Genomic DNA, 18,024 nt, shown 5'->3' on the forward strand with positions numbered 1-18,024 from the left:
TACGTGGCTGCGCGACGCGCCGTTCTTCAAAGCTTCAAGACCACGACCGCGTGCGCGCATCGGCCTGCTTTCAGGCGCGACAAGGAGCACGGAGCGAATGCATCAGGCCGCAAGCCTGCAATTCGAGCGCGTGGTGAACGAATTCGCCCGCTGGCTCGCCGTGCCCGAGGACGAACGGTCGCCGGCGCCGGCCTGGTGGTGGGGACCCGCGATCGCGGTGCGCGACGCGCACCAGCCGATGCCGGGTGCGTGGTCGCGCACGCTCGGCCTCGGCGACGGATCGACCTTTGCCGACGGAGCGTGCCTGCTTCTCGCCCTGTTCGAGGATCAGACCTCACTGCCATGGCCGGACGATTTTCCGCGCAAGGCGGAACGCGAGGCCGACGAGTCCCGTGAGCTGCACCCGCTGCCGTCAGACGACAGCGCCTTTCAACCGTAACGCCGCGGCCTCCTCGGCGACCGGATCCCGCTCCGGCTGGAGCGGCGGCGCGACGGGCAGCACCATCGGCCGCAGCAACTCCGCGATCTGCCGCGCCGGCAGCGGCTTGGAGATGAGGAAGCCCTGCATCTCGTCGCAGCCATGGGTCCGCAGGAACGCCTCCTGCTCGGCATTCTCGACGCCTTCGGCGACGACGGTCATGCCGAGTGCCTTGCCCATGCTGATGATCGCCTGTGCGATCGCCTGGTCCTCCGAATCCTGCGGCAGGTCGCGCACGAAGGAGCGGTCGATCTTGATGGTGTCGATCGGGAAGTGCTTCATCAGCGACATCGACGAATAGCCGGTGCCGAAATCGTCGATGGCGAGGCGGATACCGCGGCTCTGGATGGAGTCGAGGACTTTGAGCGCACGACCGACATTGTGCATCATCATGCTCTCGGTGACCTCCAGCTGGAGCAGCACAGGCGACATGCCGCTGGCGGCCAGCGCTTCGTCGACGTCCTGCAACAGATGCTCGTCGACAAACTGGCGTGGCGACAGGTTGACCGCCATCGACAGCGGCAACAGGCCGCGTCGTTGCCAGGCCATGGCTTGCGCGCAGGCCTCATTCAGCACCCAGCGGCCGATCGGCACGATCAGCCCGGTTTCCTCCGCAAGCGGAATGAATTGCGCCGGCGAGACATTGCCGAGATCGGGATGAGCCCAGCGCAGCAGCGCTTCGACCCCCGTGATCTGGCCGGTCCCCATGTCCACCTTGGGCTGGTAGTTCAGCGAGAACTGCTCGCGCTCCAGCGCGCGGCGTAGTGCGCTCTCGAGCGACAGCCGTTCGATCGACTGCGTCTTCACTTCGTTGGAGAAGAAGCGATAGCCGTTCTTGCCGTCTTCCTTGGCGAGGTACATCGCCATGTCGGCGTTCTTGGTCAGCGTCTGCGCGTCGGAGCCGTTGGCCGGATACATCGCGATGCCGATGGAGGCCGTCGTGTGGCACTCGTGGCCGGCTACCTCCATCGGCTCGGCGAGGGCCGCGAGCAACCCCGTCGCAATGCGCTGGACGTCGTCGATCTCGCCGCACCGATCGAGGATCACCACGAACTCGTCGCCGCCGAGCCGCGCCACCACGTCGCTGGCCCGCAGCGCGCCGCGCAACCGGTTCGCGACTTCGAGCAGGAGCAGGTCGCCGGCCTCGTGACCCAGCGAATCGTTGATGACCTTGAAGCGGTCGAGATCGATGAACAGCACCGCAAAACGGTGATCGCGACGCTGCGCGGCGTCGATCGCCGCGTGCAGCAGTTCGTTGAATGTCTCGCGGTTCGGCAGGTCTGTCAGGCTGTCATGCGAGGCCAGATACTCGATCCGCTCGTCTGCCCGCTTCTTCTCGTCGGCGCGATCGAAATTCTCCATCGCGAAGGAGACGTTGTCGGCGAGGCGCTGCAACAGCTCGACGAATTCGGGCGTGAAGGTGGCCGGTTCGGTCGACATGTAGATCATGACGCCGACGGCCTGGTCGTGCGCGATGAGCGGAAACGCGGCGCCCGATCGCGCTCCGTCCCCACGGACGATGGCATGGAAGACACGGACCCGGTCGTCGTTGAGATAGTCGTTGCTGATGCAGGGCTGGCGCGTCCGGAACGCCGTGCCGCTCATCCCGCGCCCTTCCGGCCGCTCGGGATCGATGGAGAGACGGACGTTGCGCGTGGTGTCGGCGGACGGACCGGCGGTGGCGACGATCTCGAGCTGGTCTGTGCCGGCCCTGGCCAGCGCAATCGTGGTCGAGGTGAACTTGGCGCCGTTCGATGCCGCAAGGCAGACGAGGTCGAACAGCTCGGCGCGCGACTTCGCGCGCATGATCGCCTCGTTGGTCGCACTCAGGGCCGCGAACATGCGCGTCAGACGCTCTTTCTGCGCTTCGGTGCGGACCTTCTCCTCGGCGCGATCGAAATTGTCGAGTGCAAAGGAGACGTTCTCCGCCAGGCGCTCGAGCAGCTCGACCAGATCGGGGGTGAACGTATCCTCTTCCAGGGCGAGGAAGAGCAAAATGCCGACTGCCTTGTCGCCCGCCCTCAGAAGCGGGAAGCTCGCCGCAGCACGCGTTCCATCCTCGATGGCCTTTGTGCGCCAGTATGCCGACCGCGGCTCGTTCAGATAGTCGTTCATGACACTGGGCCGGCGGGTTCGGAGTGAGGTGCCGATGATGCCCTGAGCCTCGGGATGGCCGGTGGAAATGTTACAGGTCCGTCCGGCCATGCGCTCCTTCAGGCGCCCCTTGACCGCAACGACTTGAACGAGCTCGCGCTCCTCATCGATGATGCCGATCGTCGCCGAGGCAAAGAGATCGCCGAGCACAGCCGCCTGGCAGGCCGCCTCGAACAGCTCCTCGCGCGTCTTGGCGCGCATGATGGCTTCGTTGGTTGCGCTCAGCGCCTCGAACATGCCGCTCAGACGATTGCGCTGCTTGTCCGCTCGCGCCTTCTCGTCGGCGCGGTCGAAACTTTCGAGGGCGAAGGCGACATTGGCCTGAAGCCTGCGCAGCAGCTCGACGAGCTCCGGCGTGAAGGTGCCACGCTCCGGAGAGTTGAACAGAAAGACGCCCTCCACCCGGTCGCCGTTGAGCAGCGGCAACGCCGCGGAGGATGCGATGCCGTTGCGGCGGGCGCTGGCCTGCCAAGGCGCGATGCGATCATCAGCGAGCACGTCGTTGCTGACAGCGGGCTGGCAGGTGCGGAACGCCGTGCCCGTCAGCCCGCGCCCCTCGGGCACCCGGACGGAGGTGGAGAACGTGAAGTTGCGAACCTGATCCGCATTCGGTCCGTAGCAGGCGACGACGCGGAGCAGCTCCGCCCGACGATCGACCAGCGCGATGGTGGCCGAGGTGAACTTGGCTCCCTTCGCGGTCGCCTCGCAAACGAGGTCGAACAGCTCGGACCGCGACCGCGCACGCAGGATTGCCTCGTTGGTGGCGCTGAGCGCCGCATACATTCGCGCCAGGCACTCTTCTTCCACGGCGATCCTGGCTTTTTCGGCCTCGCGGCCGAAATTCTCGATTGCAAACGAGACGTTCTCCGCCATGCGCAGCAGCAGCGCGACGATCTCCTCGTCCTTGGCCCAGGAGCGGCTGATGAAGAACAGCAGCACGCCGACGCTCTCGCCGTATCTGATCAGCGGCGCGACGACGCAGGCGGCAACACCGGTGTTGACGTTGGCCTGCTCCCACGGCGAGCCCCTGGTGCGGCTCGCGAGATCGTCCTCGACGATGGCTTTCTGCGTCCGGAACACCTCGCCGGAGATGCCCTTGCCATAGGGATTCTCCGGATCGATCGAATAGCGCGCCTGGGTGACCAATTCGAGGTTCTGCCCGGTAGCGGCGACAGGCTTCATCCAGTGCGAATCCGGTTCGCGAAGCAGGACGATGGTCGCCAGCGACTTGCCGCTGTGGACCGAGGCATCGCACACGAGCTGGTACAGCTCCTGCTCGGACTTGGCGCGCAGGATGGCTTCGTTGGTGGCGCTGATGGCACCGAACATGCGGTTGAGCCGCCGTGTCGCCCGCTCACTTGCCTGCCGCGCGGTCTCGCGCGCGAAATTGTCCAACGCATAGGAAATGTTCGCCGACATGCGCTCGAACAGCGACACCATCTGCTCGCTCAGCGAATTGGCTTCGCTGCGCGTCACGTACAATACGCCGACGCTTTTACCGTTGCAGAGCAGCGGCAGCGCCGCGGCCGCACCGATGCGAGCCTTGGCGGCGCCCTCGCGCCACGCCAACGAGCGCGGATCGTTCAGATAGTCGTTGCTGATGCACAGTTTCTGATCGCGAAACGCCTCGCCGCCGACGCCGGATCCTTCAGGCGTGCCGGCTTCCGTCGTGATCACAATCGAACGGAGCCGCGGAATGTCATCGCCACAGCCGGCCGCATAGCGCAGCCGCCGGCCGTCCGACTCCACCAGGAACACGGCAACGGCCAGAAAATCCCCGCTCGAAAATCCGGCGTCGCAGACCTTCTGGTACAGCTCGTCCGGCGATCTCGCGTAAAGGATCGCTTCATTGATGGCGCTCAACGCCGCAAAGGTGCGCGCGAGTGTCGTCGGCACGATCTCAGCTCCCGGGCATTTCTGCCTATTCTCCCGGTGACTTTATCAGCGGCGATCGCCTAAGTGGTCGTTATTGCGCACTGCAAACCATCGATCAGAGTGAACGAGCAGCGAACGAGCAACGCAAAACTGCGCGAAACACCGCCGCGTGGGACGAATCATCGGTCAAAGGCGCGTTCTCTCTACGAATTTGCAGCCCTGCGATGGTTTACGGGAGATTGATATCGCTCCTGCGCTTTGAGACGATGACACCCAACAAGCAGCCTGTCACGGGCACAAAGCCGAGGGGAACGCCATGCCGATCGTCAGGGCCGATCGCCTCACGCGCATCAGCGCCGCCCCGCGTGAGTACAGGCTCGACACCGTGCTCGATCTGGCCTGACGGCATCAGGAGAACAGCAGCATGAATCGGCAGATGGTATTGGTCGGCTTCCTCCAGGCGCAGAACTGCACGAACCTGCCGAGTTCCTGGCGGCATCCTGACTCGCGCAACGATTCGATGTCGGCGGACTATTATCAGGAGATCGCCAGGATACTGGAAGCCGGCAAGTTCCACATGGCCTTCTTCGACGACCGCCTGGCGATGCCGGACCGCTACGGCAACGATCACGCCCACACCGTCGAATACGGCATCCGCTGCGTGAAGATGGATCCGCTGATCGTGCTGACCACGATGGGCATGGTCACCGAGAAGCTCGGCCTTGGCGCGACCTGCTCGACCACCTACTATGAGCCCTTCGACGTCGCGCGCCGCTTCGCAACGCTCGACCTGATGTCGGGCGGGCGCGCCGGCTGGAACGTCGTCACCTCGCTCAATGACGGCGAGGCGCTCAACATGGGCCGCGACTCCCATCCTGAGCATGATTCCCGTTACGACCGTGCCGACGAGTTCATGGAGGTCGTGCTCGGCCATTGGGACACCTGGGAAGACGGCGCGCTGATCATGGACAAGCGAAGCGGTCGCTTCGCCGATCCGACCAGGGTGAAGCGGCTCGACCACAAGGGACCGGCCTTCAGGTCGCGCGGGCCGTTCACCGTTCCGCGTTCGCAACAAGGCCATCCCGTGATCATCCAGGCCGGCGCTTCAGGCCGCGGCCAGCGCTTCGCTGGGCGCTGGGGCGAGGTGATCTTCACCGCCGCGCGCAATCTCGCCGCCGCCAAGGACGGCTACGCCGCCGTGCGCAACGAAGCGGCGACGGCCGGCCGCGACCCTGACCAGATGTTCCTGTGCAATCTGACCACGCCGGTCTGCGCCGCAACCAAGGCTGAGGCCGAAGACAAGATGGCGCTGATCGACAAGCTGCCGCTCCAGATCGACGCGCTGTCGCTGCTCGCCGAAGCACTCAACTACGATTTGGCCTCCAAGGATCTCGACGAGCCGCTGACGACGGAGGAACTGAAGAGCATGCAAGGCATCCTGGGCATCCGCGACGGCGTGCTGAAGGCGTCAGGCAAGAGCAACCCGAGCGCGCGCGACTTCGTCACCTTCTCCGGCCGCGGGCAAGTGCAGGACGCGATGGTCGGCGGTCCCAAGGAGATCGCGGACAAGCTGGAGGAGATGTTCGTCGAGCGCGGCTGCGATGGCTTCGTCATCGCCGCAACCTACGTGCCCGGCTCCTACGCCGATTTCGTCAAGCATATCGTACCAGAGTTGCAGCGTCGCGGCCTGTTCCAGACGGACTATCGCGGCAGGACGCTACGGGAAAATCTCGGGCTCGAGCGGCCGGCTGCCGGCGCCTGGAAAGTGCAGCCGCGCGAGGCTGCGGAATAACGAGGAGAAGACATGCGCTGGCTGAAATTCACCGCCTCGGGCAAGACGTCCTGGGGGATCGTTGAAGGCGACCGGGTGATCGCGGTCGATGGCGATCCCTTCGCCGGATGGCAGCGCACCTCGCGGATGCTGCCGTTATCCGAGGTCAAGATCGAACTGCCGCTGATCCCGCGCACCTTTTATTGCGTCGGCTTGAACTATCTGAAGCACCTCAAGGAAGCCGCCGACAAGCGCGGCGAAGTGCCGGCCGTCCCCGACAGGCCCGAGATCGGCTATCGCGCGCAGAATGCACTGATCGCCCACGACGAGGAGGTCGTGATCCCCTCCTTCGCGACGGACAAGATCCACTACGAGGGCGAACTCGTCGTCGTCATCGGCAGGAAGGTGAAGCATCTCACCGAGCAGAACGCGATGGATTGCGTGTTCGGCTACACCATCGGCAACGACGTGAGCGAGCGCAGCTGGCAGAAGGAGGACCGCAGCCTGTGGCGCTCCAAGAACGCCGACACGTTCAAGCCGATGGGGCCGTGGATCGAGACCGAAGCCGATCTCGAAAAGATGGAAACGATCGTCCGCGTCAACGGCAAGGAGACCAACCGCTTCGCGACCGCCGACATGATCTTCGGCGTGGTGCCCTTCCTGGTCGAGCTGACCAGGTATTTCACGCTATGGCCCGGCGACGTGATCTGGATGGGCACCGACGGCGCCTCGCCGGATCTCAAGCACGGCGACGTCGTGGAGGTCGAGATCACCGGCGTCGGGACGTTGCGCAACAGGTTTGTGCGGGAGGAGCGGTAAGCTAACCGCGGCACTGCCCGCAACTCAAAACGGCAACGCCACACCCGTCTTGATCTCCTTCAGCACGACATTGCTGCGGACGTAGCGGATGCCGGGGATGCGGAACATGAACTCGTCGAGGAAGCGGTTGTAGGCGGCCATGTCCTGCACGACGACGCGCAGATGATAGTCGGCGTCGCCCGTGGTCGCAAAGCACTCCAGCACCTCGCGGCGCGTCGTGACCCTGGCCACGAACTCGTCGACGAACTTCGCGTCATGCCGCTCCAGCGAGACGTGGAGGATGGCCGACATCGCAAAGCCCGCCTGCTCTCGCGCGACCAAGGCCGCATAGCCGCGAATGACGCCGCTGTCCTCCAGGGCCCGGACCCGGCGCCAGCAGGCCGAAGTGGACATGCCGACCTCATCGGCCAGCTGCTGGTTGGTGGCACGGCCATCCCTCTGGAGATGGGCGAGAATCCTGATGTCCTGCTCTTCGATCATGCAGACCCTCAAAACGACAGTTTCTACCAGAAGCGGGCACCTGATGCAAAATTCTACCGGATTGTCGGTCTATGCAGGATAAATAGGTAAGACCTACCAGCGACCCGGGCATAACCTTCCACCATCCGGCAGGATGCCGCACGAGGTCCGCATGGACGCCATTCCGTCACTCGACAGTTACGAGCTCTCCGACCGCTACGAGCGCCGGGAGGGCCGCGTCTTCCTCACAGGCACGCAGGCGATCGTCCGCATCGCACTCGATCAGGCGCGTCGGGACCGCACGGCCGGGCTCAATACCGCCGGCTTCATCTCCGGCTATCGCGGCTCTCCGCTCGGCGGCGTTGACCTCGAACTGTGGCGCATCCAGGAACGGCTCAAACGGGACCGCATCGAATTTCTTCCGGCCGTCAACGAAGACCTCGCGGCGACGGCGGTGCTGGGCTCGCAGCAGGTCGAAACGCAAGCCGACCGCGAAGTCGATGGCGTGTTCGGCCTCTGGTACGGCAAGGGCCCCGGCGTCGATCGATCCGGCGATGCGCTCAAGCACGGCAACGCCTATGGCTCCTCGCCGCATGGCGGCGTTCTGGTGGTCGCCGGCGACGACCATGGCTGCGTGTCATCCTCGATGCCGCACCAGTCGGACGTCGCCTTCATGAGCTGGTTCATGCCGACGCTGCATCCGGCCGATGTCGGCGAATATCTCGCGTTCGGCGAATATGGCTACGCGCTGAGCCGCTTCTCCGGCATGTGGGTCGGCTTCAAGGCGATTTCGGAGATCGTGGAATCAGGCGCCTCCGTCGCGCTGCGCCCGCCCCGCGACTTCCGCACGCCCGACTTCACGCCGCCGCCCGGCGGCCTGCACTATCGTTGGCCCGACCTGCCGGGCCCGCAGATCGAAGAACGGCTGGAAGCGAAGAAGCACGCGGTCTACGCCTTCGCCAAGGCCAACCCGATCGACAGGCACATCTACGACATTCCGAACGCCACCTACGGCATCGTCACCACTGGCAAGGCACATCTCGATCTGATGGAAGCACTGCGGCTGATGGGCCTCGACGAAGCGGCCTGCCGCAGCATCGGCATCGACGTCTACAAGGTCGGCATGGTCTGGCCGCTGGCGCTGCATGATGCGATGGACTTCGTGAAGGGCAAGCGCGAGATCCTCGTGGTCGAGGAGAAGCGCGGCATCATCGAGAGCCAGTTCAAGGAGTATTTTTACGACTATCCCGGCGACAAGCCCGAGCGCATGGTCGGCAAGCACGACGAGCGAGGGACAAGGCTGATCTCCTGGATCGGCGAATTGTCGCCGCGGGCGCTCGCTTCTGTGCTCGCGCGCCGGCTCGACCCGATGTTTCCGGGCCTCAATCTCGCCGCGCGTGCAGCCGCCTTGATGCCGGAAGCGGCGCGCACCATCAACGTCAGCGGAGCAACGCGAACGCCGTATTTCTGCTCGGGATGCCCGCACAACACCTCGACGAAAGTGCCGGAGGGATCCAAGGCCCTCGCCGGTATCGGCTGCCATTTCATGGCGAGCTGGATGGACCGCGAGACCTCCTCGCTGATCCAGATGGGCGGCGAGGGCGTGAACTGGGCGGCATCGTCAAGATTTACCGGCAACAAGCACGTGTTCCAGAATCTCGGTGAAGGCACCTACTATCACTCCGGCTCGATGGCGATCCGGCAGGCGATCGCAGCCAGGGCCAACATCACCTACAAGATCCTGTTCAACGATGCCGTGGCGATGACTGGCGGCCAGCCGGTCGACGGCCCGGTCAGCGTGCATGCCATCGCCCACAGCGTCCGCGCCGAGGGCGTGGCGCGTATCGCGTTGGTGTCGGATGATCCCGCACAGTTCTCGCCTGGCGACCTGCCGACCGGCGTCACCATCCACCCCCGCGAGGAGATGGATGCCGTGCAGCGCGAGCTGCGCGACGTCTCCGGCGTGTCGGTCCTGATCTATCAGCAGACCTGCGCCACCGAGAAGCGACGCCGCCGCAAGCGCGGGCAGATGGCCGATCCCAAACGCTTCGCCTACATCAACGACCTCGTCTGCGAAGGCTGCGGCGACTGCTCGGTCGAATCCAACTGTCTCAGCGTCGAGCCGAAGGAGACGCCGCTCGGCCGCAAGCGGCAGATCAACCTGTCGGCCTGCAACAAGGATTTCTCCTGCCTCAACGGCTTCTGCCCGAGTTTCGTGACCGTCGAAGGCGCGACGCGCCGGAAGAAAAGCGCGAGCCAGATCGACGCGGTCGGCCGCGCGGCCACGCTACCCCTGCCCACGCCCGCAACGCTCGAGCGACCCTACGATCTGCTGGTGACCGGCGTCGGCGGCACCGGCGTGATCACGGTTGGCGCGCTGATCGGCATGGCTGCGCATCTCGAACGCCGCGGCGTCTCGGTCCTGGACTTCACCGGCTTCGCGCAGAAATTCGGTCCCGTGCTGAGCTACATCCGCCTCGCCGCCAACCCGGATGCGTTGCATCAGGTCCGCATCGACCAGGGCGCGGCCGACGCGCTGATCGGATGCGATCTCGTCGTCAGCTCATCGCCAAAGGCGTCCGGAACCTACCGGAAAGGCACGCGCGCTGCGCTCAACACCGCGGAGATGCCGACCGGCGACGTCGTCCGCTTCCGCGACGCCGATCTCGCCTCGCCAGCCCGCCTGCGCGCGATCGGCCACGTGATCGGCGAGAGCGATCTCGGCGCGATCGATGCCAATGCTCTGGCCGAGCGCCTGCTCGGCGATGCCGTCTATGCCAACATCATCATGCTCGGCTTTGCCTGGCAACGCGGACTGGTGCCGGTCTCGCTGCAAGCGCTATTGCGCGCGATCGAGCTCAACGGCGTCGCCGTTGAACGCAACAAGCAGGCCTTTGCTTGGGGCCGGATCGCCGCGGCCGATCCGGATTTTCTGCCGAGCGCGGACGATGCGCCCAAGGCCGAGACCCTCGACCAGCTCATCGCCCGGCGCTTCGATTTCCTCACGGCCTATCAGAACGCGGCCTATGCCGCGCGATACCGGGCGATCGTCACAAGAGTCCGCAGCGCCGAAGCGGGCCTGAACAGCGAAGTGCTGACCGAGGCCGTCGCGCGCAGCCTGTTCAAGCTGATGGCCTACAAGGACGAGTACGAGGTGGCGCGGCTGCACATGCAGGGCGGCTTCCTCGACGAGCTGAAGCGCGAATTCGAGGATGGCTTCAGCGTCCAGTATCACCTCGCCCCGCCGTTCCTGCCGTCGCGGCGCGACGCACGTGGACGTCCGCGCAAACGGGCCTTCGGACAGTGGGTCCAGATGCCTCTCAACATGCTGGCGCGCTTGAAGGGGCTACGCGGAACGCCCTTCGATCCTTTCGGCTACACCGCGGAACGCCACGCCGAGCGCGAGCTGATCACCTGGTATGAGGGCTTGATCGAACGGATGCTCGGCGACCTCGAAACGGCCCGCCTTCCGGATCTCGTTGCGATCGCAACGGCGCCAATGGAGATCCGCGGTTATGGGCCGGTCAAGGACGCCGCGATCGCGAAGGTGAGGACCGAGGTCGAGCGGCTGCTCGCTGAACTCCACATGCCATCGCCGGCGAAGATGCGCGCCACCGGTTGACGCGGCGCCGGCGAAGCTTCAGCCTCTGAGCCTGGAGGGAACGCCCTGATGGCGCTCCCGCGATCGGGTGACACATCATGGATTTCGACCAGCTGACCCTGACCGAGGCCGCGGACAACCTCAGCGCTGGAAAGGTCACGAGCACCGCGCTCACCCAGGAAGCTCTTGCCCGCGCCAAAGCCAACGCCGATCTCAACGCTTTCATCACGCTGGACGAGGCCGGTGCCCTGGAGGCCGCGGCGTTCGACGCCAAGGGCGACAGGAGCAAGCCGCTCGGCGGCGTGCCCGTGGTGATCAAGGACAATATCGAGGTGGCCGGGCTGCCCTGTAGCGCCGGCACCCCAGCGCTGAAGGATTACGTTCCAGGGGTCGATGCGCCCGTTGTGGCAAAGCTGCGCGCCGCGGGAGCGATCATCATCGGCAAGACCAGCATGCATGAGCTGGCCTTCGGCATCTCCGGCTACAACACGGCGTTCAAGACCGGCGCCGAGGTCGGCGTGCGCAATGCCTATGATCGCGCGCGGATCGCCGGCGGCTCCTCGTCCGGGACCGGCGCCGCGATCGGCGCACGGATCGTCGCGGGCGGGCTCGGCACCGACACCGGCGGATCGGTACGCGTGCCCGCCGCCCTGAACGGGTGCGCCTCGCTGCGGCCAACGGTCGGGCGCTATCCGCAAGACGGCATCGCGCCGATCTCGCACACCCGCGATACCGCGGGTCCGATGGCCGCAACCATGGCCGATGTCGCGCTGCTCGACCGCGTGATCGCCGGTGGCGATCCGATCCTGCCTGCGGATCTCAAGCCGGTCCGCATCGGCATTGCCAAGGCGATGCTGGCCAATCTCGATCCCGACACCGAAGCTGCCTTCCAGGCCGCTATCGCGCAGATGAAGGCGCGCGGCGTCACGGTCGTCGAGGTCGAGATGCCGCAGCTCGCTGCACTCAACGGCCAGGTCGGCTTCCCCGTCGCGCTGTATGAAGCCTATGACGACATGGTCTCATATCTGAAGCACACCAGTACGGGCCTCACCATCGAAGCGCTGGCAAACGAAATATCGAGTCCCGACGTGAGGGGCACCTATGACGGCCTCGTCATCCCGCGCAAGCTGCCAGGGCCCGACGGCACACTGGTCGATGCCAAGCCGGTCTATGATGCCGCCATCAAGACCGCGCGGCCCGCGCTTCAGGCGCTCTACCGCGATACATTTTCGAACAACAAGCTCGACGCCATCGCTTTCCCGACCACGCCACGCGTCGCGATCGCCTCCAATCCCGACTCCAGCAGTCTCGAAAACTTCGGACTCTTCATCCAGAATACCGATCCCGGCAGCAATGCCGGTATTCCCGGAATCCAGATCCCGATCGCGCTCGGCGCCAGCAGCAGATTGCCGATCGGCCTTGAACTCGACGGCCCTGCCGGCAGTGATCGCCGCCTGCTTGCGATCGGCATGGCGCTCGACGGTGTGTTCAAGCGGCTGCCGCCGCCGACCTCCTAAAGGAACAGTGCGACGCGCGGGCTTTCAAACGCCTAGCCGGCGGGACAGGATGAAGATCGCGGGCCCGATCCCGATATTTCGATCGGGGTAGGCGCACCCTCCTTGTCGCCATCGAACAAGATCAGGACACGTAGTCCGGTTGACGTCTTGTCCAGCGGCAGAAGCCCCTCCGGCTTGCGCTTCGGATCAAACGGCAAGTCCTTCAACAGCTCGACGGATTCTGATGCGCCGTCCCACGCGTAAACGGCGTAGGACCCCGGTCCGTCCGCTGCCGGACCTGCCAGAACGAGAATGCGATCCCCGAAGGATGCGAGATCGCGCACGCCACGACCGTCACCGAGCGGCAGCCGGTACAGGCGGTGGTCCGAGCTCTTTCCATTGCCAAACAGGGAAGCTATCTCCACCGACATAACGACGGCGCATTTGCCGTTCAGCACGGGGCCTCGGAAACCTGCGAGCAGCGTCCGATCATCCTTGATCGCCACTCCCTCGATGGTCAGGCCATTCTTCTCCAGCCGGACATCCATGAAGTCGCGAAGAGCAGGTTCGGCGCGATGACCTCTCGCAATTGCGCCGTACGCTCGAGCCCCGACGCATTACCATCTGCTCCCGTCGTACGGAACCGGACGATCTGGCTGCTTGCGGCGATCTTCGCTCGAATCTTATCGGCATGTTTCTTGGGATCGAGCTTGTGGTCCTTGTCCCTGGGATGGCCGTGCGAGCCGATGACGTAATAGTACCCATGGTGCCCTTTGGAGAACGCGACGCCCTCGCCATCGAGTTCCAGCGCTTTGTCCTTGAACATGTTGTCGATCAGTTTGACCGGGCTGCCGGCAACAAGCTTGCCGTCGGTCAATTCGATGAATTGGACATCCTGGAGATTGTCGTCAATGACGAGGCACGACCGAGGAAACCCATCTGTGGTCGTGCAGGCGATGCCACTGACATCCTTGGACTTGCCGCCATCCTCGCCGATCAGCCTTTTCTTGACCGGCCATGCATCGTCGGCCGCGGCAAGAGAAGGCTGCACGCCGCCCGCCGCCATGAGGCCGAGCAGCAAAGCCGCAATCCATCCCGTTCTGGCGAGGGTCATCGAAGCCTCCCTTCAGCAGCTGTCGGTTCAGATATGGCCAGGCCGTCCAGCTTCATCGCAATATGATGCCGCCAATCCCCTGCGAAGCTCTCATGCACTCGAACGTTGACCGGCTTGCCGCCAATCGATGCGTCAAGCATGGAAAGGTGAGGGCTTGAGAAGCAAAAGCCGGAAAGCCGGCTTGAACGAAACATCATATCGAAAAAAACAGGATCGGGCCGAACCACTTCGGTCCAAAATAGAACACTCATATCTTAGGTTGTATTGTTCCAGATAACTCGGTGATGTCAACTTACTTTCTGAGCGACATGGCGCCGCCGGAGAAAGGTGTCATGAATACGGATTGATCAGCTTCTGCTGCTCGGCGCTGTGGTGCGCGAGCAGGTCGATGAAGGTCCTGACCTTCGCCGACAGATGATGGCGATGCGGATAGACCGCGTTCATGGACAGCTCGACCGTCCGGTATTCCGGCAAGAGGCGCACGAGGCGGCCGGTATCGAGATCGTCCTGAATGAGAAACCCGGCCATCAGGCAGACAGCGGCGCCCTCCAGTGCGACCTTCCGCAGCGCTTCCCCGCTGTTGGTGACGAAGCTGCCCGAGATGCGAACGGAGGCCGGAGTGCCTTTGCGGTCAAGGAAGCGCCATTCGTCGCCAAACGGATAGTTCAAGTGCCGGCCGCAATTGTGCCCGGTGAGCTCGTCGAGCTTCTGCACCCGGCCGTGCTTCTCGATATAGTCGTGCGAACAGCACAGCACGTGACGCCAGGTGGCAAGTCTCCGCACGATCAGGCTCGAATCCGGCGGCGGCGTCATGCGCAGGGCAACGTCGTAGCCCTCCTCGATGAGATCGACATCGGCCTCGCCCATGCGCAGATCGATCCTGAGTTCCGGATAGGTCGACAGCAGCTTCGCCACGATCGGCGCGACAAGCGGCACCATGTGCGTGGCGACGTGAATCCGCAGCGTGCCGCGGGGCACCGATTGCAATTCGCTGGCGATGTCGTCGGCCTGTTCGAGATCTGCGAGAATCTGGGTTGAGCGATCGTAATAGGCCTTGCCGATTTCCGTGAGGCTCACCTTCCGCGTGGTGCGGTTGAGTAGCCGCACGCCGAGCCGATCCTCCAGCGCCTGGACGTGGTTGCTCACCATGGTCGTCGACATGTTGAGGCGGCGGGCGGCGGCGGAAAACCCACCGTTTTCGACCACGTGGACGAAGGCAGTGAGGCTGGTGAAGCGGTCCATGGCTCAGAAGCTCCGATTATCCGTTACTACTGGATAATGCTTCAAATAATTCCGGGATTATCACAAAGGCCGGGACAACGCATCTTACCCTCGTCAATGCGGACGCCCTCCTCGAACGGGCGACCGGGAATTTCGAGGATGTCATGTCGAATGCTTCTTATGTCTCTGGAACAACTTCAAAAATCGGCCTGCGGCTGTCTCGGCAGACAATCAATCGGGCGGCCATCGGCCTGGCGCTGATCCTCGGCATCGCGGTCGCCGGCGATTATGGCTACGACTATTTGAAGACCGGTCGGTACCTCGAATCCACCGACGACGCCTATGTGAAGGCGGATTCCACGATCGTCGCGCCGAAAGTGTCCGGCTACATCGCCAAGGTGCTGGTCGGCGATAACGAGAAGGTCAAGGCAGGCCAGCTGCTGGCCAAGATCGACGACCGCGATTTCAAGGCAGCACTCGACCAGGCCCGCGCCGACGTCGCGGCTGCCGAAGCCTCGGTGCGCAACATCGATGCCCAGCTCGAGCTGCAGCAGCCGATCATCGAGCAAAGCACGGCCGACGTCGCTGCTGCGGACGCCAATCTGAAATTCGCACAAGAGGAGCGCGCCCGCTACGACGACCTCATGAAGTCGGGCTCCGGCACAATCCAGCGCGCGCAGCAGACCGACGCGGCGCTGCGCGCCAGCAGCGCGCAATTGCAGCACGCGAAGTTCGGCCTTCTGGCTGCGCAGCGCAAGATCGACGTGCTCACCAGCCAGCGTGCCCAGGCCGCAGCCCAGCTCGAACGTGCCCGTGCGGTCGCGCAGCAGGCAACGCTGAACCTGTCCTATACCGAGATCACCGCGCCGGTGGATGGCACGGTCGGCGCCCGCAGCTTGCGCGTCGGCCAATACGTGCAGGCCGGCACGCAATTGATGGCCGTGGTGCCGCTCGATGCGGTCTATGTCGTTGCCAACTTCAAGGAGACCCAGCTCACGCATGTGCGGCCCGGCCAGCCGGTCGAACTGTATGTCGACAGTTTTCGCGATCGGGTCCTGCACGGCCATGTCGACAGCCTCTCGCCGGCGAGCGGGCTGGAATTCGCATTGCTGCCGCCCGACAACGCCACGGGCAACTTCACCAAGATCGTGCAGCGCGTTCCGGTGAAGATCGTGCTCGACGACCACAGCCTCACCGGCCTGCTTCGCCCCGGCATGTCCGCGGTGCCGACCATCGACACCAAGGCGACCGTGCTGGCCGAGCGCGAGACGGCCAGGCGTCTCGCCGACAACATGCTAAGGCCGCACGGCGGCTGACCCGGACCCGGCAGGTTTGTCAAACCCTGCCGGAAGATCGTTCCAGAACGTCCTCGATTGTCGAAATCATCCGCATCCTGTCTCCGCAGCCGAGACGAGGCTTCCATGAGCACGCTTCAACCCGCCCTCGCGACATCCGCCCCCAGCATTCCCGCACCCGCCGCTCCGTCGGTGCCGGCCAAAACCTGGATCGCGGTGATCGGCGCAACGCTTGGCGCCTTCATGGCGGTGCTGAACATCCAGATCGTCAACGCCTCGCTCGCCGACATCCAGGGCGCGATCGGCGCCGGTATCGACGACGGCGGCTGGATCTCGACCTCCTATCTCGTCGCCGAGATCGTGGTGATCCCGCTGTCCGGCTGGCTGGCGCAGGTGTTCTCGATCCGCATCTATCTGCTCACCAACGCGATTCTGTTCCTGGCTCTCTCCGCGGCCTGCGCGCTGGCGCAGGATTTGTCGCAGATGATCGTGCTGCGCGCCATCCAGGGTTTCACCGGCGGCGTGCTGATCCCGCTGGCCTTCACGTTGATCATCACCCTGCTGCCGCGCGGCAAACAGCCGGTGGGCCTCGCGCTGTTCGCGCTGTCGGCGACGTTCGCGCCCGCGATCGGCCCGACCATCGGCGGCTATCTGACCGAGAATTTCGGCTGGCAGTACATCTTCTACGTCAACCTCATCCCGGGCGCGATCATGGTCGGCATGCTCTGGTACGCGCTCGAGGCCAAGCCGATGAAACTGTCGCAGCTAGCGGAGGGCGACTGGGCCGGCATCGTCACCATGGCAATCGGCCTGTCGGCGCTGCAGACCGTGCTCGAGGAGGGCAACAAGGACGACTGGTTCGGCTCACCGTTCATCGTCAAGCTGTCGGTGATCGCGGCGGTGGCGCTGACCGCCTTCCTGATCATCGAGCTCACGGTGACGAAGCCACTCTTGAACCTGCGCCTGCTGGTACGCCGCAATTTCGGCTTCGGCATGCTCGCGAACTTCCTGCTCGGCATCGCACTCTACGGCTCGGTATTCATCCTGCCGCAGTATCTGTCACGCATCCAGGGCTACAATGCCGAGCAGATCGGCATGGTGCTCGCCTGGACCGGACTGCCGCAGCTGGTGCTGATCCCGCTGGTGCCGCGCCTGATGCAGCGCTTCGACGCGCGGATCATCATCGGCATCGGCTTCGTGCTGTTTGCGGCGTCCAACTTCATGAACATCTACATGACCAACGACTACGCCGCCGACCAGCTGCTGTGGCCCAATATCGTTCGCGCGATCGGGCAGGCACTGGTCATGGCGCCGCTGTCGGCGGTGGCAACCGCCGGCATCGAAGCCGAGAACGCAGGCTCGGCGTCGGGCCTGTTCAACATGATGCGCAACCTCGGCGGCGCGGTCGGAATTGCGATCTTGCAGACCGTTCTGACCAAGCGCGAGCAGTATCATTCCAACGTGCTGATGCAGTCGGTCTCGATATTCGAGCAGGCGACGCGCACGCGACTGGAGCAACTCACCCAGTATTTCGTCAATCACGGCGTCCTCGACCATGCGGATGCCGCGCATCGCGCCTATGTCGCGATCGGCCGTATCGTGCAGAAGCAGGCCTATATCCTGGCTTTCAGCGACACCTTCTATCTGCTCGGCATGGCGCTGATCGTGGCGCTGCTCGCCGTCCTCTTGCTGAAGAAGCCCGGCCAGACCTCGGCCGGTGGCGCCCACTGACCTCAACCCA

13 protein-coding genes are annotated in these 18,024 nt (G+C 64.3%); 7 read left to right on the forward strand and 6 right to left on the reverse strand.

The window, feature by feature from the left end:
- Nucleotides 1-97: 97 nt before the first annotated feature.
- On the forward strand, nucleotides 98-439 hold the full coding sequence (locus IVB23_RS16720) for a hypothetical protein (protein WP_061879080.1): 342 nt from the start codon (nucleotides 98-100) through the stop codon (nucleotides 437-439).
- Here the strand turns inward: IVB23_RS16720 and IVB23_RS16725 are convergent.
- Nucleotides 413-4,528, reverse strand: a complete 4,116-nt coding sequence (locus tag IVB23_RS16725; RefSeq protein ID WP_247804324.1) for a GAF domain-containing protein — start codon at nucleotides 4,526-4,528, stop codon at nucleotides 413-415. The two genes, IVB23_RS16720 and IVB23_RS16725, sit on opposite strands and share 27 nt — an antisense overlap.
- 403 nt (nucleotides 4,529-4,931) lie before the next feature.
- On the opposite strand from IVB23_RS16725, the gene IVB23_RS16730 reads away from it, so the two are divergent.
- A complete protein-coding gene (locus tag IVB23_RS16730) occupies nucleotides 4,932-6,299 on the forward strand; it encodes an LLM class flavin-dependent oxidoreductase (protein ID WP_247804332.1) in 1,368 nt (455 codons plus the stop codon).
- A 12-nt stretch (nucleotides 6,300-6,311) separates the two neighbouring features.
- Entirely contained in the window at nucleotides 6,312-7,097 is a 786-nt protein-coding gene (locus IVB23_RS16735) for a fumarylacetoacetate hydrolase family protein (RefSeq protein ID WP_247804339.1), read from the forward strand.
- A 24-nt stretch (nucleotides 7,098-7,121) separates the two neighbouring features.
- Here IVB23_RS16735 and IVB23_RS16740 read toward each other — a convergent pair whose 3' ends face one another.
- The gene (locus IVB23_RS16740; protein WP_247804341.1) at nucleotides 7,122-7,577 is read right to left on the reverse strand and encodes an Lrp/AsnC family transcriptional regulator; all 456 of its coding nucleotides are present in this window, start codon (nucleotides 7,575-7,577) and stop codon (nucleotides 7,122-7,124) included.
- Between the two features lie 151 nt (nucleotides 7,578-7,728).
- Here IVB23_RS16740 and IVB23_RS16745 point away from each other — a divergent pair, with 151 nt between their 5' ends.
- A complete protein-coding gene (locus IVB23_RS16745) occupies nucleotides 7,729-11,178 on the forward strand; it encodes an indolepyruvate ferredoxin oxidoreductase family protein (RefSeq protein WP_247804343.1) in 3,450 nt (1,149 codons plus the stop codon).
- A gap of 77 nt (nucleotides 11,179-11,255) precedes the next feature.
- On the forward strand, nucleotides 11,256-12,674 hold the full coding sequence (iaaH, locus tag IVB23_RS16750) for an indoleacetamide hydrolase (RefSeq protein WP_247804345.1): 1,419 nt from the start codon (nucleotides 11,256-11,258) through the stop codon (nucleotides 12,672-12,674).
- A 32-nt stretch (nucleotides 12,675-12,706) separates the two neighbouring features.
- Here iaaH and IVB23_RS16755 read toward each other — a convergent pair whose 3' ends face one another.
- From IVB23_RS16755 to IVB23_RS16770, 4 genes are all read right to left on the reverse strand, one after another.
- A complete protein-coding gene (locus IVB23_RS16755) occupies nucleotides 12,707-13,201 on the reverse strand; it encodes a DUF3616 domain-containing protein (RefSeq protein ID WP_247804346.1) in 495 nt (164 codons plus the stop codon).
- Entirely contained in the window at nucleotides 13,171-13,734 is a 564-nt protein-coding gene (locus IVB23_RS16760; RefSeq protein ID WP_247804348.1) for a hypothetical protein, read from the reverse strand. The genes IVB23_RS16755 and IVB23_RS16760 overlap by 31 nt, the downstream gene beginning before the upstream one ends.
- A 29-nt stretch (nucleotides 13,735-13,763) precedes the next feature.
- Nucleotides 13,764-14,018: a hypothetical protein gene (locus IVB23_RS16765; protein ID WP_247804350.1), complete on the reverse strand. Its 255-nt coding sequence runs from the start codon at nucleotides 14,016-14,018 to the stop codon at nucleotides 13,764-13,766.
- A gap of 79 nt (nucleotides 14,019-14,097) precedes the next feature.
- Complete coding sequence (locus IVB23_RS16770) at nucleotides 14,098-15,009, reverse strand: LysR family transcriptional regulator (RefSeq protein WP_061879040.1); 912 nt, start codon at nucleotides 15,007-15,009, stop codon at nucleotides 14,098-14,100.
- A 143-nt stretch (nucleotides 15,010-15,152) separates the two neighbouring features.
- Here IVB23_RS16770 and IVB23_RS16775 point away from each other — a divergent pair, with 143 nt between their 5' ends.
- Both IVB23_RS16775 and IVB23_RS16780 read left to right on the forward strand, forming a co-directional pair.
- Nucleotides 15,153-16,304 carry an HlyD family secretion protein gene (locus IVB23_RS16775; protein WP_247804352.1) on the forward strand — a complete coding sequence of 384 codons (1,152 nt, stop codon included), beginning with the start codon at nucleotides 15,153-15,155 and terminating at the stop codon, nucleotides 16,302-16,304.
- A gap of 105 nt (nucleotides 16,305-16,409) precedes the next feature.
- Nucleotides 16,410-18,014, forward strand: a complete 1,605-nt coding sequence (locus IVB23_RS16780; protein ID WP_247804362.1) for a DHA2 family efflux MFS transporter permease subunit — start codon at nucleotides 16,410-16,412, stop codon at nucleotides 18,012-18,014.
- Nucleotides 18,015-18,024: the final 10 nt, after the last annotated feature.

This window comes from Bradyrhizobium sp. 191, from assembly GCF_023100985.1.
GTDB lineage: Bacteria > Pseudomonadota > Alphaproteobacteria > Rhizobiales > Xanthobacteraceae > Bradyrhizobium > Bradyrhizobium diversitatis.

Coding starts and splice junctions, on each gene's coding strand:
- IVB23_RS16720 (WP_061879080.1), top strand. CDS start 98: ATGCATCAGGCCGCAAGCCTGCAATTCGAGCGCGTGGTGAACGAATTC.
- IVB23_RS16730 (WP_247804332.1), top strand. CDS start 4,932: ATGAATCGGCAGATGGTATTGGTCGGCTTCCTCCAGGCGCAGAACTGC.
- IVB23_RS16735 (WP_247804339.1), top strand. CDS start 6,312: ATGCGCTGGCTGAAATTCACCGCCTCGGGCAAGACGTCCTGGGGGATC.
- IVB23_RS16740 (WP_247804341.1), bottom strand. CDS start 7,577: ATGATCGAAGAGCAGGACATCAGGATTCTCGCCCATCTCCAGAGGGAT.
- IVB23_RS16745 (WP_247804343.1), top strand. CDS start 7,729: ATGGACGCCATTCCGTCACTCGACAGTTACGAGCTCTCCGACCGCTAC.
- iaaH (WP_247804345.1), top strand. CDS start 11,256: ATGGATTTCGACCAGCTGACCCTGACCGAGGCCGCGGACAACCTCAGC.
- IVB23_RS16755 (WP_247804346.1), bottom strand. CDS start 13,201: ATGGATGTCCGGCTGGAGAAGAATGGCCTGACCATCGAGGGAGTGGCG.
- IVB23_RS16765 (WP_247804350.1), bottom strand. CDS start 14,018: ATGAGTGTTCTATTTTGGACCGAAGTGGTTCGGCCCGATCCTGTTTTT.
- IVB23_RS16770 (WP_061879040.1), bottom strand. CDS start 15,009: ATGGACCGCTTCACCAGCCTCACTGCCTTCGTCCACGTGGTCGAAAAC.
- IVB23_RS16775 (WP_247804352.1), top strand. CDS start 15,153: ATGTCGAATGCTTCTTATGTCTCTGGAACAACTTCAAAAATCGGCCTG.
- IVB23_RS16780 (WP_247804362.1), top strand. CDS start 16,410: ATGAGCACGCTTCAACCCGCCCTCGCGACATCCGCCCCCAGCATTCCC.